At 73.9% G+C, this 20,475-nt stretch carries 19 protein-coding genes; all 19 read right to left on the bottom strand.

Going from position 1 to position 20,475, the window contains the following annotated elements; genetic code table 11:
* Positions 1-2: 2 nt before the first annotated feature.
* On the bottom strand, positions 3-848 hold the full coding sequence (locus EF918_RS12630; protein WP_125644888.1) for a LuxR family transcriptional regulator: 846 nt from the start codon (positions 846-848) through the stop codon (positions 3-5).
* A 118-nt stretch (positions 849-966) separates the two neighbouring features.
* Entirely contained in the window at positions 967-2,439 is a 1,473-nt protein-coding gene (locus tag EF918_RS12625; RefSeq protein ID WP_260610118.1) for an MFS transporter, read from the bottom strand.
* Entirely contained in the window at positions 2,436-3,839 is a 1,404-nt protein-coding gene (locus EF918_RS12620; protein WP_125644886.1) for an acetyl-CoA carboxylase biotin carboxylase subunit family protein, read from the bottom strand. The genes EF918_RS12625 and EF918_RS12620 overlap by 4 nt, the downstream gene beginning before the upstream one ends.
* Complete coding sequence (locus EF918_RS12615; protein ID WP_125644884.1) at positions 3,836-5,038, bottom strand: 3-deoxy-7-phosphoheptulonate synthase; 1,203 nt, start codon at positions 5,036-5,038, stop codon at positions 3,836-3,838. The genes EF918_RS12620 and EF918_RS12615 overlap by 4 nt, the downstream gene beginning before the upstream one ends.
* Complete coding sequence (locus EF918_RS12610) at positions 5,035-6,630, bottom strand: lyase family protein (RefSeq protein ID WP_125644882.1); 1,596 nt, start codon at positions 6,628-6,630, stop codon at positions 5,035-5,037. Before EF918_RS12610 ends, EF918_RS12615 begins: the two co-directional genes overlap by 4 nt.
* Positions 6,627-8,612: an FAD/NAD(P)-binding domain-containing protein gene (locus EF918_RS12605; protein WP_125644880.1), complete on the bottom strand. Its 1,986-nt coding sequence runs from the start codon at positions 8,610-8,612 to the stop codon at positions 6,627-6,629. Before EF918_RS12605 ends, EF918_RS12610 begins: the two co-directional genes overlap by 4 nt.
* Positions 8,613-8,750: 138 nt before the next feature.
* Positions 8,751-10,130 carry an aldehyde dehydrogenase family protein gene (locus EF918_RS12600; RefSeq protein ID WP_125644878.1) on the bottom strand — a complete coding sequence of 460 codons (1,380 nt, stop codon included), beginning with the start codon at positions 10,128-10,130 and terminating at the stop codon, positions 8,751-8,753.
* A gap of 1 nt (position 10,131) precedes the next feature.
* Positions 10,132-11,229, bottom strand: coding sequence for a phenazine antibiotic biosynthesis protein (locus tag EF918_RS12595; protein WP_185921719.1), 1,098 nt, complete (start codon positions 11,227-11,229; stop codon positions 10,132-10,134).
* Between the two features lie 163 nt (positions 11,230-11,392).
* Entirely contained in the window at positions 11,393-12,445 is a 1,053-nt protein-coding gene (locus EF918_RS12590; RefSeq protein WP_125644876.1) for a 3-oxoacyl-[acyl-carrier-protein] synthase III C-terminal domain-containing protein, read from the bottom strand.
* A gap of 2 nt (positions 12,446-12,447) precedes the next feature.
* On the bottom strand, positions 12,448-12,723 hold the full coding sequence (locus tag EF918_RS12585) for a phosphopantetheine-binding protein (protein WP_125644874.1): 276 nt from the start codon (positions 12,721-12,723) through the stop codon (positions 12,448-12,450).
* Positions 12,720-14,300, bottom strand: coding sequence for an amino acid adenylation domain-containing protein (locus EF918_RS12580; protein ID WP_125644872.1), 1,581 nt, complete (start codon positions 14,298-14,300; stop codon positions 12,720-12,722). Before EF918_RS12580 ends, EF918_RS12585 begins: the two co-directional genes overlap by 4 nt.
* A 56-nt stretch (positions 14,301-14,356) precedes the next feature.
* Positions 14,357-14,974 (bottom strand): NAD(P)H:quinone oxidoreductase, encoded by a 618-nt coding sequence (wrbA, locus tag EF918_RS12575; RefSeq protein WP_125644870.1) that lies wholly within the window; start codon positions 14,972-14,974, stop codon positions 14,357-14,359.
* 16 nt (positions 14,975-14,990) lie between these two features.
* Positions 14,991-15,512, bottom strand: a complete 522-nt coding sequence (locus EF918_RS12570; RefSeq protein ID WP_125644868.1) for a flavin reductase family protein — start codon at positions 15,510-15,512, stop codon at positions 14,991-14,993.
* A 19-nt stretch (positions 15,513-15,531) separates the two neighbouring features.
* The gene (phzG, locus tag EF918_RS12565; protein WP_125644866.1) at positions 15,532-16,221 is read right to left on the bottom strand and encodes a phenazine biosynthesis FMN-dependent oxidase PhzG; all 690 of its coding nucleotides are present in this window, start codon (positions 16,219-16,221) and stop codon (positions 15,532-15,534) included.
* Positions 16,222-16,233: 12 nt separating this feature from the next.
* The gene (locus tag EF918_RS12560) at positions 16,234-17,097 is read right to left on the bottom strand and encodes a PhzF family phenazine biosynthesis protein (protein ID WP_125644864.1); all 864 of its coding nucleotides are present in this window, start codon (positions 17,095-17,097) and stop codon (positions 16,234-16,236) included.
* Positions 17,090-17,446: a hypothetical protein gene (locus tag EF918_RS12555; protein ID WP_125644862.1), complete on the bottom strand. Its 357-nt coding sequence runs from the start codon at positions 17,444-17,446 to the stop codon at positions 17,090-17,092. The genes EF918_RS12560 and EF918_RS12555 overlap by 8 nt, the downstream gene beginning before the upstream one ends.
* Entirely contained in the window at positions 17,443-19,323 is a 1,881-nt protein-coding gene (locus EF918_RS12550) for an anthranilate synthase family protein (RefSeq protein WP_125644860.1), read from the bottom strand. The genes EF918_RS12555 and EF918_RS12550 overlap by 4 nt, the downstream gene beginning before the upstream one ends.
* On the bottom strand, positions 19,320-19,943 hold the full coding sequence (locus EF918_RS12545) for an isochorismatase family protein (protein ID WP_125644858.1): 624 nt from the start codon (positions 19,941-19,943) through the stop codon (positions 19,320-19,322). Before EF918_RS12545 ends, EF918_RS12550 begins: the two co-directional genes overlap by 4 nt.
* A gap of 10 nt (positions 19,944-19,953) precedes the next feature.
* Positions 19,954-20,445, bottom strand: coding sequence for a PhzA/PhzB family protein (locus EF918_RS12540; RefSeq protein ID WP_185921718.1), 492 nt, complete (start codon positions 20,443-20,445; stop codon positions 19,954-19,956).
* Positions 20,446-20,475 lie beyond the last annotated feature (30 nt).

Genomic DNA, 20,475 nt, shown 5'->3' with positions numbered 1-20,475 from the left:
CGTCAGTCGATCGCCGGCAGGGCGCCCTCGCCCCGGCCCATGAGGTAGCCGAGCTGGAAGCGGTGCTGGGCGCCGTACTGGTCGCGCAGGCAGGAGACATGGCCCTGCACGGAGCGCAGGCTGACCCCGAGCCGGCGCGCGATGGCCTTGTCGGAGCAGCCCTCGATGAGGAGCTTGCGGATGGCCGCGCGCATGTCCGGCACCACCTCGGAGGCGGCGTCGGCGGCCCGGACCGGGCGGAACGGGAACGGTTCGGCCCGGTCCCAGGCCTTCTCGAAGACATCGGCGAGGAAGCCGGTGACGGCCCGGTCCCGGATCACCACCGCCGAGCTGCGCTCGGCGTCGGCGGGGATGAAGGACACCTCGCGGTCGATGACGATCAGCCGGTCGAAGAACTCGGGCAGGGTGCGGACCTGGGCGCCGTGCCGCTGGACGGTCTGCACGTAGCGCTTGGTGGGCTCGTGGAAGCGGGAGCTGTGCTGGTAGAGGGTGCGCATGGCGACGCCCCGGGAGAGGTGGTCGCGGACGGCCGCGTAGGCCTCCTCCAGGGTGGCGTCGGGGCGCGGGCCGTCGGGCTGGGCGGTGAGGATCTCCGTGCGGGCCCGGCCGAGGGCCTCGTGGATGGCGTACCGGATCCGGTCCGGGCCGTGCACGTACTCGATCCGGGCCGGCGGTCCCGGCGCCGCCTCCGGGGGCCGCGGCGCCGGCACCTGGGCCTGGGTCTGCGCGGCCTCGGCGGCGTAGCGGGACAGGGTGTCGAGGGTGTCGGCCATCTGCTGGAGGGTGTCCAGCGGGGAGACGGTCACGGGGGCCGCGGGCGGGGGGACCAGGGCGAGGTTGCTGCTCATGTCCGGCCTTTCGACGTGGGGAAGTGACGTGTGAAGGACGTACGGGTGGGTCAGGTACGGGGGCGCGCAACGGCGAGGGCCGCGGGGCAGAAGTCCCGCGGCCCTCGCCGTCGCGCTGTCACCCGCCCGCGCGCCGGGCGGGGGTCCGCACCGACGCCAGGGCGAGCAGGGTGGCGAGGAGCGAGGCCCCGCCGAGGACGAACCAGAAGGAGTGCCCGAGCCGGGCGAAGAGCCAGCCGCCGGCCACCGGGCCGACGGCGGAGCCCAGGCCGAAGGCGAAGTGGAAGCTGCCCAGGTAGTGGCTCTTGAGGTGGTCGGGGGCGACGACGGCCGGGTACGAGAAGATGGCCGGCCCGCCGATGATCTCGCCGAGGGTCCACACCAGGGTGGCGGTCACGATGACCGCCGGGCCCATGGGCAGCCCGTACAGGGCCACTCCGGAGCCGAGCAGGGCGAAGGCGAGCCCGATGGTCACCCGCGCCGGCCAGTCCTGGGTGACCTTGGTGAGCAGCAGCTCGAAGGCGATGACCAGGAAGCCGTTGAGGGAGACCGCGACGGTGTACCAGAGGACGGCCAGCCCGGACGCCGCCACGTCGAGCGGGAGCGTGGAGAGGTACTGGGCGTAGACCGCGGTGTGGATCAGCGTGGCCACGAGGTAGAGGGAGAACCGCCGGTCGCGCAGGACCGCCAGGTAGCTCCCGCTGCCCGCCTCCTCCCGCCGGCCGCGGGCCCGGCCCGGCGGCAGGGTGCGCCAGGCCAGTGCGGCGAAGGCGAGCGCGATCGCCGCCTCGCCCCAGAACAGCAGGTCGTACGAGTCGTGGCCGAGCCGGAACAGCCCGAAGCCGACCAGCGGCGCGGCCATCGCGCCGAGGTTCAGCCCGAACCGGTACATCGCGAAGACCATGACCTGGCGGTCCTCGCCGGCCAGTTCGGACAGCAGGGCTGCCGAGGCGGGCCGGAACATCTGTCCGGCCAGGCCCGCGAGGACGACGACGGCCAGCAGGGTGGCGTAGTCGGTGAGGTAGAGCAGGGCCGCCGTCAGCACCGCGGAGGCGGCCATGCTGACGGCGGTGGTGTTGCGGGCACCCATCCGGTCGGACAGCGAGCCGCCGATGAGCACGCCGAGCACGGTGCCGGCGCCGTACGCACCGAGTGCGAGGGTGGCGCGGCCGGCGGAGTGGCCCAGCGAGGTCAGGTAGAGGACGAGGAAGATGTTGAGGAAGCCGCCGAGCCGGTTGATGAACACCCCGGCGAGCAGGGTCTTCACGGCGAGCGGGGCCTCGGTGAACGCGGCCCGGACGGTGGGCCGGCGGGGGCCGGCGGCGTCCGCGCCGGCCGGCCGTGCCGGGGACGCGGTCCCCGGCACGGTGGCGGACGCGGTCCCCGGCACGGTGGCGGACGCGGTCCCCGGCACGGTGGCGGACGCGGTCCCCGGCACGGTGGCGGACGCGGTCCCCGGCACGGTGGCGGACGCGGTCCCCGGCACGGTGGCGGACGCGGTCCCCGGCACGGTGGCGGACGCGGTCCCCGGCACGGTGGCGGACGCGGACGACTGCTCGTCCGCGGCCGCCGAGGATCGTGTGGCGCTCATCGTCCCGGTGCCTCCGCCGACGCGGTCCCGGCCGGGGCCGCCGCGGCCGGAGCCGCCGCGGGGGACGTCCGTACGGTGACGGCGGCGCGGACCTCGGCCTCCAGGGCGTCCAGGGCCAGGGGACTGGGCGCGTCGATGAAGAAGTTCGCCACCCGGTCCTCGCTGCTGAGCAGCGGGCCGACGTAACTGCCCTTCTCCTTCTGGACGAAGACGGCGCGCAGCGTCGGCGGGTCGTCCGGTCGGCCGACCGGGACCTCGGGCCACAGGTCGCCCTCGCCGGCCCATTCGACGCTGATGCCGGGCCAGTCGACGGAGACCTCCTCGAGGATCCCGGGCTCGTGCTCGACGTAGACCTGGCGGGCGTGCCGGACGGGCTTGGGGTACTCGGCGGTCTCCCCCAGGGCGATCTTGATGATCTCGGGTTCGATCGGGCGTCCGGTGGCCAGGTGGTAGAGGACGGTGAGGCCGTCGCCGGGGGTGCGGGCGGCGACCTCCATCAGCTTGGGGTGGCCCTGGGCGTCCAGCCGCCACTCGGAGTGGGTCATGCCGTCCTGGAAGTCCAGCAGGTGCAGCAGGCACTTGTTGGCGGCGAGCAGTTTGCTGCGTTCCAGGCCGACCGCGCCGGAGACGGTGTGCGAGAGCTCGACGAAGGTGTCGGCGTGCACGTCGGTGGTGCCCTTGACGGTGACCGAGTCCCACACGATCCGGCCGTGCTGGACCAGTGCCTCCACGGAGAACTCCTGGCCCTCGACCTTCTCCTCGACGAGGATCGTCTCGTGCGCGGGGTAGGTCGCCAGGAGCGCGGCGAGCTGCCCGGCGTCGGTGACGGTCTGCACGCCCGAGCTGGAGTGCCGGGTGGCGGGCTTGACCACGGCCGGGAAGGGCACGGCCGACAGGTCGGTGGCGCTGCGGTCGCCGGGCGGGACGACGAGCGCGTACGGGTTGAACTCGCCCAGGTGCAGCCGCTGGAGGTACTTGCTGCGGCAGACGCGGGAGGCGCGCAGGCCCGGCGAGGGCAGGTTCAGCGCGTCGGCGACCAGGCCGGTCGGTTCGACGAGGGTCTCGCCGGCGGCGTAGGCGCCGACGATGTCGTAGCGGTCCTCCCAGGCGCGGACGGCGGCGACGACGCCCGGGGTGAAGGAGCCCTCGCGGTCGACGGAGCCTTCGACGAAGGCGATGTCGTCGATGGCCGCGGCCGGGTGGCCGGGCTCGCCGAGGGCGGCGCGGGCCTGCTCCCGCCAGACGGCGGGGGTGATCAGCAGGATCTTCAGGCCGCGCCGGGAGAGCTCGTCCAGGTAGCGCGGGGCGCGGCAGATGGCGAGGAAGGACCCGGTGAGCAGGAAGGCCGCGGGTCTGTCGGCGCCGGTGGCGCCGTCGGTCGGGGTGGGGGGCGTACTCATGTGGCGGGCCTCCACAGATCGGCGGCCAGGAAGGCCAGGTCGAGTGCCTGGCCGCGGTTGAGCCGCGGGTCGCAGGCGGTGGTGTAGCGCAGGTCGAGGTCGTCGAGGGTGACCGGGTCGGTGCCGCCCACGCATTCGGTGACGTGGGCGCCGGTGAGCTCCAGGTGGAGTCCGCCGGGGTGGGTGCCCAGGTCCCGGTGGATCTCGACGAACGCCCGGATCTCGGCGGTGATGTCGTCCAGCAGCCGGGTCTTGCGGCCGCCGGCGGCGACGCGGGTGTTGCCGTGCATGGGGTCGGTGACCCACAGCGCGGGCGAGCCGGCGGCGGTGACCTTCTCCACCAGGCCGGGCAGCACGTCGCGGATGGTGCCGGCGCCCATGCGGGTGATGAACGTGAGCCGGCCGGGCTCGTTGTCGGGGTCGAGGATCTCGGTGAGCGCGAGGAGTTCGTCGGCGGTGGCGGTGGGGCCGACCTTGACCCCGACGGGGTTGGCGATGGACGCGGCGAACGCCACGTGCCCGCCGTCGAGCTGGCGGGTGCGTTCGCCGATCCACACGAAGTGGCCGGAGCCGGCGTAGCGGCGGCCGGTGGCCTCGTCGACGCGGACCAACGGGGTCTCGTAGTCCAGCAGCAGGGCCTCGTGGCTGACGTGCAGCGGGAGGCCGGGGACGCCGCCGGTGTCGCCGTCGGAGCCGGGCAGCAGCCGGATCCGGTCCAGGGTGCGGGCGGCGGTGTCGTAGGCGGTCATCATCCGCCAGGGGTCGGCGGCCCGGTCGGCGGCGGTGAAGGCGAGGCCGTTGACGGCGTCGCCGCGGTAGGCGGGCAGCTCGACGCCGTCGTGCTCCTCGGTGGGCTTCGAGCGGGGCTTGGCGTACTGGCCGGCCATCCGGCCGAGGGGCACCACCGGTACGGCGGCGCCGTAGGAGATCACCTCGGCCATCTGGCGCAGGGTGGTGGCGGTGCTCTCGGCCTCGCCGAGGGCGCGGTCGCCGAACTCCTCGGCGCAGTGGCCGCCCTGGAGCAGGAGTGCCTCGCCGCGGGCGGCGGCGGCCAGCCGCGCGCGCAGCGCGTCGCTCTCGGCGAGGGGGGTCAGTGGGGGCTGTTCGGCCAGCAGGTCGACGACGGTGGCGAGGACGGCAGGGTCCGGCCAGTCGGGCTGCTGTGCCGACTTCAGGGCCCCAGGGGCAGTACCGATCATGATGTGCTCGCTCCTCGTTTCAGGGCCCGGTCGGTCAGGGGACCGGCCGCTCCTGTGTAGTGGGCGGGTTCCAGCAGGTCGCGCAGTTCTTCGGGGCCGATGACGCCGTGCAGCCGGGAGTCGGCGGCCAGGACGTCCGAGAGGGGTGTGCCGGTGCTGTGGGCGGTGGCGGAGGCCTCGGTCAGCAACTGCCGGGCGGCCGCCTTGCCGAGCCTCGGGGCGAGGACGGCGGCGATCCGCTCGGTGACGAGCAGACTTCCGGTGAGGCCGAGGTTGGCCCGCATCCGGTCGGCGTCGACGGTGAGTCCGGCGGCGAGTTCGGCGGCGGTGTGCGCGGCCCCTCCGGTCAGCCGCAGGGCCTCGCGCAGGGTGTGCCACTCGCTGTGCCAGACCCCGGCGGAGCGTTCGTCCTCGCTGACCAGCGCCTGGGCCAGGGTGGCGGCCAGGGCGGGGACCATCAGGGCGGCGGACCGCACCAGGGTGGCCAGGACCGGGTTCCGCTTGTGCGGCATGGCCGAGGAGGCGCCGCGGCCGGCGGGACCGGGCTCGGCGACCTCGGCCGTCTCGGTGCGGGCCAGGGCCAGCACGTCGACGGCGAACTTGCCGAGGGCGCCGGCGGCGTGGGCCAGTACGGCGCCCAGGTCGGCGACGGGCGTGCGCAGCGCGTGCCAGGGCAGCGCGGGTGCGCACAGCCCGGTCTCGCCGGCGAAGGCCGCCGCGAGCTGGGCGTCGTAGTCGTCCGGGCCGGGTCCGGCCGGGGCGTGGCCGGCGTCGGTCCCGTCGGCGCGGTCGGTCCCGTCGATGCGGGCGTACTCCAGGTAGCCGGCCAGGGTGCCCGCCGCGCCGCCGAGGGAGACCGGCAGCCGGAGGCGGTCGATGCGCTGGACGGCGTCGAGCAGCAGGTGCCGCCAGCCGGCGGCCTTGAGGCCGAACGTGGTCGGGACGGCGTGCAGGGCCAGGGTGCGGCCGGCCTGCACGGTGTCGCGGTGCTCGGCGGCCAGGTCCGCCAGCGAGCCGGCGGTGCGCAGCAGGTCGGCGCGCAGCAGTTTCAGGGTGCGGGCGGCGACGAGCATGGTCGCGGTGTCGAGGACGTCCTGGCTGGTGGAGCCGCGGTGGACGTACTCGGCGGCGGCCGGGTCGTCCTCGGCGACCACCCGGGTGAAGGCGGCGACCAGGCCCACGACGGGATTGGCGGTCTCCCGCGCGGCCAGGGCCAGGGCCCGGAGGTCCAGGCGGCGGGCGTCGGCGGCCGCGGTGATCACCTGGGCGGCCCGGTGCGGGAGGGTGCCCAGCCGGGCCTGGGCCCGGGCGAGCGCCGCTTCGGCGTCCAGCATGGCCTGGAGCCAGGCCGTGTCGCTGGTGGCGGCCTCGGCGGGGGTGCCCGCCCGGACCGGGGACAGCAGTCCGGCGTCGGTGCCCTCCCACGGCTCCGGGTGCGCGCCGCTCCACCCGGCCGGCGTCGTCGGCGCGGTGGCCCGGGCCGGCGCCGCGGACGCGGGGGCCGGTGCCGGGGCCGGCGGCGCGTCCGGCCCGGGCGTCGCGGCGTGCGCGAGCGGCCGGGGGGCCTCGGCCAGGGGAAGCGGCGCCGTCATGCCCGGACCTCGCCGGCGGGCGCGGTGGCCAGGGGCGCCTCGACCGCCGGCAGGGCCAGGGCGGCGTGCGCGACGGCGTCGGAGTCCTCCAGGGTGACCGAGCCGACGCCGGGGCGGATGCCGGCGGCGGTGACCCAGTGCACGGCCTCGGTGGGCACGCCGTAGGCGAAGCGGCGCGGGTGGGCGTTGCCGTCCGCGTCGATCAGCCGGTAGGGCCGCTCGGAGACGGCGAGTCCGCCGGTCTCGTACTCGATGCCGGCGCTGCCGCGGATCTTGTACGGGCGGCACTGGCCGGTCTCCAGGAGCTGGACCAGCAGGGCGTCGGTGGTGCGCCGCAGGTCGGGGTGGGGCAGCCGGGCCTCGATGAGAGCGGTCAGCCGGATGTCCTCGCCGTCGACGCCGTCGGCGGTGGCCACGAACACCGGCCCGTCGGGGCCCTCGGACTCGGTGCGCACCCGCAGGCCCGGCCCGGTGAACTCGACGATGCCGGCCGAGGCGAGGGCGATCAGCTCGTCGATGCGGGAGACCGGCGGTCCGATGGAGAGGAAGGCGTTGAGCGGGGTGTACCAGCCGTCGAGGTCGTCGCGGTGGGAGTCGGCGTGCAGGCCGCCGTGGTCGACGGCGAGCCGGATCTCGTTGCGCAGGTCGCGCAGGACGTCGAGGGCGGCCTTGAGCGGGCCGCTGACGTTGCCCTCGCGGGCCTCCTTGGCGTCGCGCAGCAGGTAGGCGAGCATCCAGCGGCGGAAGTCGTCGCGGCCGGTGAAGCGCAGGTCGCCGTAGGGGCGGGAGAGGGTCTTCCAGTTCCACCGCTCCTCGCCGTCGATGCCGGCCTCGGCGAGGAGGGCCTCCTCGGCCTCGTCGTCGGCGGCGGCCAGGTAGCGGCTGGTGAAGTCCTCGATGAGGTCGGGGGTCCAGTGTCCGCCGCGGGCGGCGAGCAGCCGCTCGTAGTAGACGCTCTGCACCTCCTTCTGGATCAGCGGCCAGATGTGGATGCCGAAGTCGATCCAGTCGCCGTCCTTGGCCGCGGCGCGCATGGCTTGGACGCGTTCGACGGTCAGCAGGCGCGGGTGGTAGCGGCCGTGGGCGCCCTTCTCGTTCTCGCCGCGGGCCTGGTACGGGATGCCGCGCCGGGACCCGGCGTACATCTTGGGCTCCAGGCCGGAGGGCCGGTAGACGAGCCGGCCGTCGGCTCTGCGCTCGAAGAAGCCGCCGCGGCCGAGGGTGAACAGGGCCATGTAGTCGAAGAAGTTCAGGCCGAGGCCGCGCAGCAGCACGGGCCGGCCGGGGCCGATGGCGCTGAGGTCGACGTCGGCCGGGTTGGACGGGCCGGTGTACGACAGCCCGTGGGCGGCGGCGAAGTCGGACAGCCGCTGCTCCTCGGCGCCGAGCTTGGCCGGCAGGTGGCCCTGGGCGAGGACGACGGCGGACAGGCCGGTGAGGCGGACCCCGTCGGCGAGGTCGAGGGTCTGGGCGCCGTCGGGGGTGTCGGCGTCGGTGAGGGCGACGGCCCGGGTGCGGTGGACCTGGACGGTGACGTGCTCGGGGGCGCCGGCCAGGCACTCCTCGAAGGCCCACTGGAGGTAGTGGCCGTAGAAGGCGCGGGTCGGGTAGCTGTCGGGGCCCAGTTCGCGGGCCTCGGCGACGGTCTGGGCGCCGTAGCGCCGTTCGGAGCCTTCGGGGTCGGCGGTCAGCCGGCGCGACCACGCGTAGAGGCTGGGGCCCTCCTCGATCGGGCCTTCTATCGTGACGCTGTCGTCCGTGTAGAGGGTGATCTGCGAGGAGACGGTGTTCATCAGCAGGTGGCGCGGCTGCGCGGTGCGCCACACGGCGCCGGCGCCCGGCGGCGACGGGTCGATGACGTGCACGGTGAGTTGCTCGTGCGCGGGCGACTTGCGTTCCTGGGCGCAGATGCGTTCCAGGACCGACAGGCCGCGGGGTCCGGCGCCGACGATCGCGATCCGGGCATGGCTGTGCTGCGACATGGAGTCTTCTCCCACCAACGAAAGAGGGGATGCTGGCGAATGGGCTGGGCGGGTTGCCTGTGCGGTGGAGCGGTCAGCCGGCGGTGTTCCAGCCGACGTCGGTGAGCGCGGTGCCGGTGTGCACGGCTCCTCCTCGGGTCAGTCGCGGATGACGGTCTTGCTGCGCATGAGGAACTCGGCGAGGTATCCGTCGTGCGGGAGTCCGGGGCCCATCCAGTAGGTGGGGTGGTCGCCGGCGTGGACGTTGCCGATGGTGGGTTCGGTGATCAGCTCGTCGAGGAGCTGTTCGTCGCCGGTGAGGGCGGTGACGACGAGGCTGCCGCGCAGCGGAGCGATCCCGTCGGCGCGGTCGTAGGGGGCCACCCACACGCAGGGGAAGGGGAGTTCGATGCCGGCCTGCGGGGCGTCGGCGCGGTCGAGCTGGTGGACGGCCGGGGTCAGCACGGCGCTGCCGTCGCCGAGGTCGGCGGCGACGCCGTCGCCGCCGAGCCAGGCCCGGGTGCCCGCGGCCTGTGCGAGCAGGTGGGCTTCCAGGGCGCGGGCGGTGGCGGCGTTCTGCACGGGCAGGACGGCCTTGTCGTCCTCGGGGGGCAGCACGGGCAGGGCGGCGAGCCGGTCGGCGAGGGCCTCGGCGAGGGGGGCCGGGTCGCCCTCGACCAGGACGGTGGTGGTGTTGACGCAGCCGGTGCCGCCGTGGCCGGCGACGGAGGCGGTGATGGTGTCCAGGTACGGGCGCCAGTCGGTGTCGGCGGTGACCAGGATCTTGCTGCGGCCGGGGCCCTGGAGCAGGACGTCGGGGTCGCCGCCGTACTTGCGGATCACGTCCTCGCCGCCGTAGACGAGGGAGCGGTCCGCGGCGCGCAGCAGGGTGTCGGCCTCGGCGTGGTCGGTGGGCAGGAAGGCGACCCGGTCGTTGCCGAACCCGGCCTCGCGCAGGGCGGTGATCAGGCGGTACGGGGTGAACGGTTCGCGGCGGGAGGGGCGTACGGCGACCCGGTAGCCCAGGGCGAGGGCCTCGGGCCACAGGCTGTGGGTGCCGGGGTGGTTGCCGGCGGCGAGGACGGCGAAGGTGTGGCCGCGCCGGGTCCACACGGCGCGGCCGGTGCGGGTGAGCGGGGAGCGCCAGTCCTCGGCCGTGCCGCCGGGGCGGGCCTGGGTGAGGCTGTCGTAGACGCGGCCGAGGCGGGCCCGGATGTTGGCGGTGGTGGCGCGGACCACGGACAGCGGGACCCCGCCGACCCGGCTGACGGTGTGCTCGTACGCCTCGACGCTCTGTCCGGCGATCTCGGCGGTGGCGAACAGGTCGGCGGCCCGGCCGATCGCGGCGATCCGCTGGTCGGCGTCGAGCGGGCGGGCCCGGTGCAGGGCCTTCACGGTGCGGTCGACGAACAGGGAGGGCACGAGGCTCAGTTCGGCGACGGGGGTACCGGAGACGTCGGTGACGGCGGCCCGCTTGCGGGCCCGGAAGGGTCCTTGCGCGCCGAGCGCGTCGAGCACCGGCAGCTGTGCCGCGGCCATCTCAGTACACCCCCTCGATGACGGTCTCGTTCTCGAAGGTGGCCACCGGGGCGATGTCGGCGACGGCGTCGCCCACTCCCCCGAGGGACGGCAGCCGGGTGGCCAGGTCCCGCTCCAGGTTGTTGGGCAGCAGGAACGTCTTGCTGACGTGGCTGACCACGACCTGGCCGCGCTCGCCGTAGGCCACCGGCTCGCGGGTGGCCGGGTCGACCACGGAGAAGGTGACGTAGGGGCTCAGCGGGTCGAAGGTGCACGGGTCCTCGTCGGACAGGCCGGGCCGCTCCCCGGCGAAGCCGAGGATCATGGTGCTGCCGTAGTTCCCGCAGAAGGCGATGTCCTGGAAGATCTCGGTCCGGTAGAGGTGCCGGGAGTCGGGGTCGAGCTGGGTGCCGCCCCAGCGGATCGCCTTGACCTTCTTGTTGACCAGCTCGACGAGGTCCTCCCGGCCGGCGAGGCGCTCCAGCACCGACGGGGTGATGGTGAGCACCCCGATGTCCTGGGTGGTGAGCACGAACTCGGCCTGCTCCAGCAGGTGTTCGGCGTACGCGCCGGCGTCGGCGCCGCGTCCGGCGGCGATCAGCTTCTTCACCCAGCGCGGGTCGAGGTCGATGGTGAAGCCGCGGGTGCCGTGGGTGTCGGCGGAGCGGCGGAAGAACTCGCCGACGATGTGCGGGCCGGTGGGCACCAGGCCCAGCCAGTCGGCGCCGCGCGGGAAGCCGTGCGCGTCGAGGTTGGCGTTGGACCAGGCGACCATGCGGTCGAGCCAGTCGCGGGTGAGGACGACCCGCTTGGGGGCGCCGGTGGTGCCGCCGCTCTCGAAGACGCCGACGACGTCGGGGCGGGAGCCGTAACCGCGCGGGACGAGGTCCTGGGCGCGGACGTGGCGCAGCTCGCCGGTGACGTTGGGGAAGCGGGCGAGGTCGGCGTGGGTGCGGATCTCGGTGCGCGGGTCGAAGTCCAGGGTCTCCGCGCGCCGCAGCCAGAACGGGGAACCGGTCTCCGGGTGGAAGTGCCACTCCATCGCGGCCCGGACGAACTCGTCGGGGTCGGGCTGCACGTCGAACGGCAGGTCCAGGATCGGGTGCTCTGGCGAGGACACGGTGTCTCCTTACGGGTGCGCGGCGGGTGTGCGGCGGGGCGGCGGTGCAGCGGGGCGGCGGTGCGGGTGCGCGGGTACGGGTGGTGCAGCGGGTACGCCGACGGGACTCGGCACGGGGGAAGGAATGGCCCCGTCGGCGTACGCGCTGGTCCTGGGGGCGGGGTCAGACGCGGATCAGGGTGGCGGCCCAGCGCCCGGTGGAGATGCCGCACAGGGCGACCAGGTCCCCGGGCGCGAGCTCGCCGCGCTCGATCTGCAGGCCCAGCGAGATGAGCTGGTCGGCCCCGCCCATGTGGCCGTGGTCCAGGGCGATGTCGGCGTTGGTCCGCTCGACGGGGACGCCGAGCGGGCCGGCCACCGCGGCGACCGAGGCGGGCACGTCGTTGAGGTAGATGACGTGGTCGATGTCCCGCCGGTCCACGCCGGCCCGGGCGGCGGCGGCCTCGACGACCTCCACCAGCCGGGTGTAGCGCTCGCCGATGAACTTGCGCAGCTTGGCCGGGTCCCCGGCGAACTGCTCGCGCACCTGGTCGTACGCGGACGGGGCCTCGGCCGCGGTCCAGCCGATCGGCGGGAGCGGCTGGACCGCGCCGCCGAAGTCCAGGCGCAGCAGGTCGCTGTACTCGGGGTCGGTGAACTGTTCGGAGGCCAGCCAGCGGGTGCCGTCGTGGTCGCGCCGCAGGACGACGGCCACGGCGGCGTCGCTGAGGACGGTGTTGATGACGTTCATCCGGTTGCGGTGGAACTCGCTGACCCGGTTGACGACGACGAACAGCGCGGTGTCCGCCTCGGGCCGCAGCGCCAGGGTGGAGGCGGCGTAGAACAGGCCGCCCACCCCCGCGCCGCAGCCCTCGTTGAGCCACAGGGTCTGGGTGCGCTCGATCTTCAGCTCGCGGGCCAGCGCCGAGGCGGCGTCCCAGTACGAGTACTCGGGCATGTCGGTGGTGGCGACGATGACCAGGTCGAGGGCGTCGGCGGTGAGGCCGGCCCGGTCCAGGGCCTGCTGGGCGGCCTCCCGGGCCAGGTCGGTGCCGGTGACCCCGGCGGCGGCCCGGTGGAAGGTGCGGTAGCCCCACTTGAGCACGCGCTCGGGGTCGTCGACGAAGTCGGCGGCGACCTTGGCGACGTCCTGGTCCTCGCCGAAGGCGTAGCCGAAGGAGGCGATGCCCAGGGCGGTGCCGGGGACGGCGGTGACGGTGGCGATGTCCGCGCCCATGGTCAGGCCGCTTCCGGGGTGGCGGCGGCGAGCAGGCGCGCGGTGAGTTCGTCGGCGCTCTCGGCGAGGGTCTTCTCGAACAGGACCATCAGGTCGTACTCGTCGCCGAAGCGCTCCTTGGCGTACTCGCCGAGCTGGAGGGCGAGCGCGGAGTGGCCGCCGAGCTCCAGGAAGCCGTCCTCCAGCTCCACCTCGGGTTCCTCCAGCAGTTCGGCGACCCAGCGCAGGGTCGCGGCCCGGACCTCGTCGGCCAGTGCGGTGGCGGGTGTGGTGCTCATCGGGTGCGGCTCCTCTCCTCTTCCCAGGTCCGGGCCACGGCGGCCCGGTCGACCTTTCCGTTGACGGTGCGCGGCAGGTGCGGCAGCGGCAGCGCCTGATAGCTCGACGGGTGCATGTACGACGGCAGCAGGTCCTTGACGTGGGCCCGCAGCGGCCGGGTGCCCGGGTCGTCCGCGCCCTCGGCGACGATGTACGCGCACACCAGGCGCTCGTCGCCGGGCTTGAAGGTGTGCACCCAGACCACGGCGTCGGCGACGTCCTGGTGGGCCTGGACGGCGACCTCGATGTCGCTGAGCTCGATGCGGTGGCCGCGCAGCTTGACCTGGAGGTCCGCGCGGCCGACGTAGCTGTAGCCGCCGTCGGCGCGGGGGACGACCAGGTCGCCGGTGCGGTAGTGGCGGACGCCGTCGGGGCCCGTGGGGAACCGTTCGGCGGTGAGCTCGGGGCGGCCCAGGTAGCCGTCGGCGACCTGGGGGCCGGCCAGCCACAGTTCGCCCTGTTCGCCGACGGCGGCGTCACGGCCGTCGTCGGTGACCACCCGGGCGGAGCCGGACAGCAGCAGGCCGATCGACAGGGTGTCGCCGTCGAGGTCCTCCTCGGCGACGGCGTGGAAGGTGCTGAGCACGGCCGCCTCGGTGACCCCGTACATGTTGACCAGGACCGGGGTGGCCAGGCCGAACTGCTTGGCCCAGGGGCGGACGGTCTCGGGGGTGAGCTTCTCCCCGCCGAAGATGACGTAGCGCAGGGCGGGCAGGGCGAACTGGTCGCGCAGCACGATCGAGGTCATGGCGCTGAACGCGGTGGGCGTCTGGTTGAGCACGGTGATGCCCTCGTCGGCGATGAAGTGCATGCACGCCTCGGGCGAGCGGGAGGTGCCGGGCGGCAGCACCACCAGGCGGGCGCCGGTGGCGAGCGGGCCCCAGATCTCCCACACGGAGAAGTCGAAGGCGATGGAGTGGAACAGCAGCCAGCTGTCGTGCTCGTCGAAGGCGAACGGGCCCCGGGCGGCGGCCAGCAGGGTCGCGGCGGCGCCGTGCGGGACCAGGACGCCCTTGGGCCGGCCGGTGGTGCCGGAGGTGTAGATGATGTAGGCGATGTCGCGCGGGTCGGGTCCGGTCCCGGCGGGCGGGGCCACCGGCGGTTCGGCCAGCAGCCGGGTGATCCGCTCCTCGGGCACGACGGGGACGGGACCGGTCTCGCAGTCTGCGGGGTCGCCGAGGAAGGCGGTGACGGCGCTGTCGGAGACGATGAACTGGTTGCGGGAGGGCGGGTTGCGCACCTCCAGCGGGACGTATGCCGCGCCCGCCTTCATGATGCCGATCATCGAGGCGACGGCGGCGGCGCCCGGCGGCATCCGCAGCGCGACCCGGTCCCCGCGGCCCACGCCCAGCTCCGCCAGCAGCGCCGCGACGGAGTCCGACCAGGTGTCGAGCCGGCGGTAGGTGTACGAGGCCCCGTCGGCGGTGAGCGCGGTGCGGTCGCCGAAGCGCTCGACGGAGTCGGCGAACAGGTCGGTCAGGGCGCGGTAGTCGGCGGCCCGCACGGTGGCGGGGCCGGCGATGGTGGGCAGGGTCATGGCTTCCCCCCAGGGGGCGTGGTCGGGCGGTTCGGTGTCAGGGCGGGCGGTGGGCGTCAGGCGGCCTGCAGGGCGCGGGCGAACTTCACGACCCGGTCGGCCTGGACGCGGGCGGCGTTGCGGGTGGTGTCGTCGACGGGCCGGGCCTTGGCGCCGCCGGACCAGTGGGCCGTGCCGTACGGGTTGCCGTCGGCGAACTTGTCGGGGTGGGTGTAGCCGGGGGCGACGACGATCCCGCCGAAGTGGTGGAAGGAGGTGGTCAGCGCCAGCAGCGTGGACTCCTGGCCGCCGTGCAGGCTCGCGGTGGAGGTGAAGCCGCTGTAGACCTTGTCCTTGAGCAGGCCCTTGCCCCAGGCGGGGCCGAGCTGGTCGAGGAACTGCTTGAGCTGTGCGGAGATGTTGCCGAAGCGGGTGGGCGAGCCGAACAGGACGGCGTCGGCCCACAGCATGTCGTCCGGGGTGGCCACGGGGACGTCGGCGGTCTCGGCCAGGTGCCGGGCCCAGCGCGGGTCGGCGTCGATCGCCGACTGCTGGGCCAGTTCGGCGCACCTGCGCAGGCGGACCTCGGCGCCGGCCTTCTCGGCGGTCTCCGCGATCTCGCGGGCGATCTCGGCGACGTTCCCGGTGGCCGAGTAGTAGATCACGGCCACGCGGACGGCGGCGTCGGTGCTCACGGTGTCTCGGCTCCTTCTACCAGTCGGCGATGTGGGACGCGCGGATGTCCTGCTCGGCCCGGTCGGGGTTGGACGCGGGCCGGGCGAAGGACCGGTTGTAGTAGACGAGCGGGGTGCGGTCGCTCGTGTAGGCCTCTTCGACGCGGCCGATGAGGATGCTGTGGTCGCCGGCGTCGACGATGGAGTGCATGGAGCAGGCGACCCGGACGCTGGTGCCGTGCAGTCCGGGCAGGCCCAGTTCGCAGGTGTCCATGTCGCCGGCGGCGAACCGGTCGATGCCGGAGGTCGCGAACCGGCGGGCCACGGTGTGCTGTTCCTCGGCCAGGACGTTGATCAGGAAGTGTCCGGCGGTGGTGAACGCGGCGTGGGTGCTGGCGCCCTTGTCCAGGCAGACCGACACCAGCGGCGGGTCGAGGGAGACGGAGCTGAACGAACTGGCCGTGAACCCCCACGGCTTGCCGTCGGCGTCCAGGGTGGTGACCACCGTGACCGGGCCGGGCACCAGCGCCATCGTGCGGGTGAGCAGGGAACGCTCCATGGCAGGACTCACCTTCCGTTCAGGGCTGGAGGCGGGCCGTGCGCCAGCGGCCGTCGACGCGGGTGTAGCTGAGCCGGCGGTGCAGCCGGTCGGAGGCGGCGCTCCAGAACTCGACCTCGGCGGGCTCCAGCAGGTAGCCGGTGAACCGCTCCGGCCGGGGCAGCGGCCGGCCGGTGCCCAGCAGCCGGTACGCCTCGTCGCGCAGGGTCTCCAGGTCCTCGATCGGCTCGCTCTGCCGGGAGGCGGCGGTCATGGAGTGCAGGGGCACCGGCCGGGCCGTCCACAGGGCGTCCGACTCGGCCGGGTCCAGGGCGGTGACCGGGCCGCCGAGCATGATCTGCTGGCCGGTCTCGCGCCAGTACAGCAGCGCCGACGCCCAGCCGGTGGCGGCCAGTTCGCGGCCCTTGCGGCTGGTGCTGTGGGTGGTGAACACCAGGCCGTCGGGGGTCTCGCGGGTGATGGTCACGATCCGGTTGGAGGCGTGCCCCTCGGGGGTGGCGGTGGCCAGGGCCATCGACCGGGGCTCGCGCACCCCGCGCCGTACGGCCTCGGCCAGCCACTGCCAGACCAGGGCCATGGGCTCGGCCGGCGGGTCGTCGTACTCGGGGAAGTCGAGGTCGGCGGCGCCGGAGAGGGACTCGAACTTGCTGGTGTCGATGCTGAGCCGGGTGCGGGCGGGGTTCGCGGTGCCGGTGGCGGTGGTGGTCATGAGGGGGGCTCCCTAGACGTAGATGGTTCCGCGGGCGACGACGGTGCCGTAGCCACCGACCCGCACGCCGTCGACCCGGTCCGACGCCCCGTGCGCGGTGGCGCACATGTGGGACGGGCGGCCGATCTCGACCCCTTGGGTGATCTTGATCCGCTGGCCGTACGGGATCAGGCCGTGCCGGGCCAGGTGGATGGCCAGGGGCCCGGCGGCCGAACCGGTCGCCGCGTCCTCCACCACGCCGTAGGCCGGGGAGAACATCCGGGTGCGCCACTCCTCGCCCTTGCCGGCGAAGCAGTTGGCGGCCATGTCGGGGAAGCGCGACAGCGCCCGGTGGTCGGGTTCGAGCGCGGAGAGCGCCTCGACGCTCTCCACGCCGACGAAGACGTGCCGGGGGCCGTTGCGGTAGATCTCCACCGGGGCGACGGAGTCGTTCACCCCGAGCGCCGCCAGCAACTCCTCCGCGTGCTCGTACGGTTCCCAGGTGGGGTGCGGCTGGCGCATCTGCACGATCACCGAGCCGTCGTCGTTGTCCATGCCGACGTCGAACGGGATCACGCCCATCCCGGTCTCCAGTCGCAGCCGCTCCTCCTTGCGGGCCACCCCGAGCGCCTTGCGGCTCAGGCCCAGGGCGACGGCGGTGCCCAGCAGCGGGTGCCCGGCGAAGGGCAGTTCGTTGACCGGGGTGAAGATGCGGATGCGGGCGTCCGCCGCATCGGCCTCGGCCGGGAGGACGAACGTCACCTCGGAGAGGTTCATCTCCCGTGCGATGGCCTGCATCCGGTCGGAGGTCAGGTCCTCGCTGCCGAAGAAGACGGCCACGGGGTTGCCTTCGAGCGGGTTGCGCGCGAAGGCGTCCACGACCATGTAGTCATGCATTGGAGGGAACTCCCTGGCTGAGTGCGAAGGCTGCGCCGAGGCCGTGCAGCGTGGCGAGCGGGTGTACGCCCTCCACGGCGGCCTCGACCTCGAAGGACGAACGGTGCGCCGGCGGCCGGCCGATCAGCTCGGCGGCCCGGTTGGGCGGCAGGACGGCGGTCGCGGGCCGCTCGGTCCACAGCATCACCGCGCCCCACCGGTCGGCGGTGCGGTCGGAGATCCACACCTTCAGCACCAGTCCGGGCACCTCGGTCCAGGCGTCGATGCCCTCGTCGGCCAGCCGCTCGGCGAGCGCGTCGATGCTCAGGCCGGTGCCGTCCAGGTCCCACCAGGCGACGTCCACCCTCATGACACCCGCACCCCCACCACGCCCAGCAGGGCCTCGCCGAGGATGCGGGGGCCGTCGACGGTGAGCACCGACTCGGCGTGGAACTGCATGGAGGCGAAGTGCGGGCCGCGCAGCGCGTGCACCTCGCAGGTCCGCGGGTCCCGGCTGACCTCGATCATCCCGAGGTCCCCGGCGTCGAGCTTGTCGTCCAGGCACTGGGCGGCGTACGTGTTGTAGAAGCCGACCCGCTCGGTGGTGCCGAACAGGTCGATCTCGCGCTGCACGCCCTGGTTGGGGACGCTACGGCGGACCAGGTCGAGGCCGAGCCGGGTGCTGAGCACCTGGTGGCTCAGGCACACCGCGACGAACGGGCGCCGCTCGGCCAGCAGCCGGCGGGCGGCCGCGTGGAGGTGGATGATCCGCGGGTCGCCCTCGTCGCGCGGGTCGCCCGGGCCGGGGCCGAGGACGACCACGTCGTGGGCGTCGAGGTCGTGCGGTTCGTCGAAGCGGGCCACGGTGACGTCCAGGCCCAGCGAGGACAGCTGCTGGCCGATCATCGCGGTGAAGGTGTCCTCCGCGTCGATGACCAGGGCGCTCAGGCCCTCCAGCCCCGGCACCGTCTCGGTGGCCCGGTTCGGTACGTCGCGCAGCCAGAAGTCGGCGATCCCGGTGTTGCGGGAGGCCAGCGCCGCGCGGACGGCGGGGTGCTGGGAGAACCGGGTGGGGGCGTTGGACTCCAGCACGCTCAGCAGTCCGGAGGCCTTGGCCCGGGTCTCGGCGACCTCGGAGTCGGGGTCGGAGTGGCGCACCAGGGTGGCGCCGACGCCGATCCGCATGTCCCCGGCCGCGTCGATGTCGGCGGTGCGGATGAGGATGGCCGAGTCCAGGGTCCGGCTGCCGTCGGTGTCGGTGCCGATCAGGGCCGCGATGCCGCCGTAGTAGCCGCGGCCGCCGGGCTCGTAGCGGGCGATGACGCGGGCCGCGCTCTCCAGCGGGCTGCCGGTGACGGTCGGCGCGAACATCGTCTCGTGCAGGATCTCGCGCACGTCGCGGTGGGTGGTGCCCTCGATGAAGTACTCGGTGTGGGCGAGGCGGGCCATCTCCTTGAGGTAGGGGCCGGTGACCCGGCCGCCCGACTCGCAGATGCGGGCCATCATCTTCAGTTCCTCGTCCACCACCATGTACAGCTCGTCGGCCTCCTTGCGGTCGGCGAGGAAGCGGGTGACGCCGTCGAGGGTGGGGCCGCCGGCCGGGTAGCGGTAGGTGCCGCTGATCGGGTTCATCACGGCGGTGCCGCCGCGCAGCGACACGTGCCGCTCCGGGGTGGCGCCGACGAAGGTGCGCCCGCCGGTGTGGATGACGAAGGTCCAGTACGCGCCCTGCTCGCGCTCCAGCAGCCGGCGGAACAGGGCGAGCGCGGTGCGCGGGCCGTAGTAGTCGATCCGGGCCAGGTACGAGCGCTTGATCACGAAGTTGGACCCGGCGCCGGAGCCGATCTCGTCGCGCACGATGCGGCGCACGGTGGCGGCGTAGGCGTCGTCGTCCACGTCGAAGCGTCCGCCGGTGAGGGTGACGGGGACGTCGGCGATGCGGCCCTGGACCTCGCCCAGCGGCAGGGCGTCCTGCTCGCCGACGGCCAGCGCCAGGAGCTGCGCGCCGTCGTCGGGGGCGGTGAACCCGCGCTCGGTGAGCTGCCGGTACGGGACGACGACGAGGACCTGCTCGGTGTCGAGGGGGACACCGGCCAGGGAGTCGGGTCCGGTGACGTCGCCGGTGAGCACCGTGACGGTGCCCGGCGCGTCCTCGGGGCGGTGCAGCAGCGCGAAGTTGTCGACCTGACCGGCCAGGATCCGCTCCAGCAGGTCGGGCCGGGGGCTCCGCGGGGTCGTGGCGCTCATGCGAAGACCTCCTGGGCGGTCAGGACCGAGCCGCAGCGCTGTGCGACGTAGGTCAGGGCGAGCGTGTGGTGGGCCTCGGAGAAGTCGCCGACGGCGTCGGCGACCACGAAGGCCTGGATGTCGTGGGTGTAGGCCTCCAGGGCGGTGGCCAGCACCCCGACGTGGGCGTAGACCCCGCACAGGACCAGCTGGTCCCGGCCGGCGGCGCGCATCCGCGCCAGCAGGTCGGAGCGGAAGAAGGCGCTGTAGCGCCATTTGGTCAGGACCCAGTCGCCGTCCTCGGGCGCGAGCTCGGGGACCACCGCGCGGTCCGCGGCGTCCGTCCGCATGCCCGGGCCCCAGAAGTCCTTGAGCAGACCGCGCTGTTCCTCCGTCATGCCGCCCGGCTGCGCCGTGTACGCCACGGGCACGCCGAGGGCGGCGGCACGCTTGCGCACCTGTGCGGCGTGGTGGACGACGTCGGCGCGCAGCGGGTCGGGCAGGGCGGCGAGGAAGTAGCGCTGCATGTCGTGGACGAGCAGCACCGCGCGGTCCGGGTCCGGCGTCCAGCGGGCGACGTTCTCCGGCAGGGTCTCGGGGGTCGGCAGGGGGTAGGACTCCACGGTCGGCAGTCCGGCCATCGGGCTCTCCTTAGGTGGGGATTCCTTCGCGCCGGATCTGGGGCACGTCGATCCCGAGGGCGCGGAACTGGTTCGTGGGGTTCATGAACTCGCGCTGCTGCTTGATCCGCCCGTTCTCGAACAGGAACGAGTGGATGAAGTGGTTGCGGTAGTGGCCCACCGGGTAGCCGGGGTAGACGATCTTGCCTTCACCGCGGCACTCCACCCAGAAGCGGTCGGGGTCCTGGGTGTCGTAGATCTCGATGTCGGTCCACTCCCAGTCGGGGAAGCAGCGCAGGGACCACACGGCGTGCTCGCCGAGCCGGTCGCGGCCGGTGATGGTGATGGGCTCGCCGGTCTCGGTGGTCCACAGGCCGCCGACGCCGTCCTCGGTGAAGAGCAGGTGGCGCTGGAGGCGGGCCTCGCCGACGGTGTGCATGTACCGGTCGACGATCGCGCGGTTGTGGGCGCGTACGGCCTGCTCGTCCTGGGGGTCGATGTCTTCGTAGCTGACGTGGCTCACGGGGTTGCCTTCCGTGCGGGGTCGGGGGTG

The organism is Streptomyces sp. WAC06614 (assembly GCF_003949795.1).
Lineage (GTDB): Bacteria > Actinomycetota > Actinomycetes > Streptomycetales > Streptomycetaceae > Streptomyces.
This window is presented reverse-complemented; position numbering and strand designations above follow the sequence as displayed.

Bases quoted from the DNA above. Each gene is read 5' to 3' on its own strand.
- EF918_RS12630 (WP_125644888.1), bottom strand. From the start codon at position 848: ATGAGCAGCAACCTCGCCCTGGTCCCCCCGCCCGCGGCCCCCGTGACC.
- EF918_RS12625 (WP_260610118.1), bottom strand. From the start codon at position 2,439: ATGAGCGCCACACGATCCTCGGCGGCCGCGGACGAGCAGTCGTCCGCG.
- EF918_RS12620 (WP_125644886.1), bottom strand. From the start codon at position 3,839: ATGAGTACGCCCCCCACCCCGACCGACGGCGCCACCGGCGCCGACAGA.
- EF918_RS12615 (WP_125644884.1), bottom strand. From the start codon at position 5,038: ATGATCGGTACTGCCCCTGGGGCCCTGAAGTCGGCACAGCAGCCCGAC.
- EF918_RS12610 (WP_125644882.1), bottom strand. From the start codon at position 6,630: ATGACGGCGCCGCTTCCCCTGGCCGAGGCCCCCCGGCCGCTCGCGCAC.
- EF918_RS12605 (WP_125644880.1), bottom strand. From the start codon at position 8,612: ATGTCGCAGCACAGCCATGCCCGGATCGCGATCGTCGGCGCCGGACCC.
- EF918_RS12600 (WP_125644878.1), bottom strand. From the start codon at position 10,130: ATGGCCGCGGCACAGCTGCCGGTGCTCGACGCGCTCGGCGCGCAAGGA.
- EF918_RS12590 (WP_125644876.1), bottom strand. From the start codon at position 12,445: ATGGGCGCGGACATCGCCACCGTCACCGCCGTCCCCGGCACCGCCCTG.
- EF918_RS12585 (WP_125644874.1), bottom strand. From the start codon at position 12,723: ATGAGCACCACACCCGCCACCGCACTGGCCGACGAGGTCCGGGCCGCG.
- EF918_RS12580 (WP_125644872.1), bottom strand. From the start codon at position 14,300: ATGACCCTGCCCACCATCGCCGGCCCCGCCACCGTGCGGGCCGCCGAC.
- EF918_RS12570 (WP_125644868.1), bottom strand. From the start codon at position 15,512: ATGGAGCGTTCCCTGCTCACCCGCACGATGGCGCTGGTGCCCGGCCCG.
- phzG (WP_125644866.1), bottom strand. From the start codon at position 16,221: ATGACCACCACCGCCACCGGCACCGCGAACCCCGCCCGCACCCGGCTC.
- EF918_RS12560 (WP_125644864.1), bottom strand. From the start codon at position 17,097: ATGCATGACTACATGGTCGTGGACGCCTTCGCGCGCAACCCGCTCGAA.
- EF918_RS12555 (WP_125644862.1), bottom strand. From the start codon at position 17,446: ATGAGGGTGGACGTCGCCTGGTGGGACCTGGACGGCACCGGCCTGAGC.
- EF918_RS12550 (WP_125644860.1), bottom strand. From the start codon at position 19,323: ATGAGCGCCACGACCCCGCGGAGCCCCCGGCCCGACCTGCTGGAGCGG.
- EF918_RS12545 (WP_125644858.1), bottom strand. From the start codon at position 19,943: ATGGCCGGACTGCCGACCGTGGAGTCCTACCCCCTGCCGACCCCCGAG.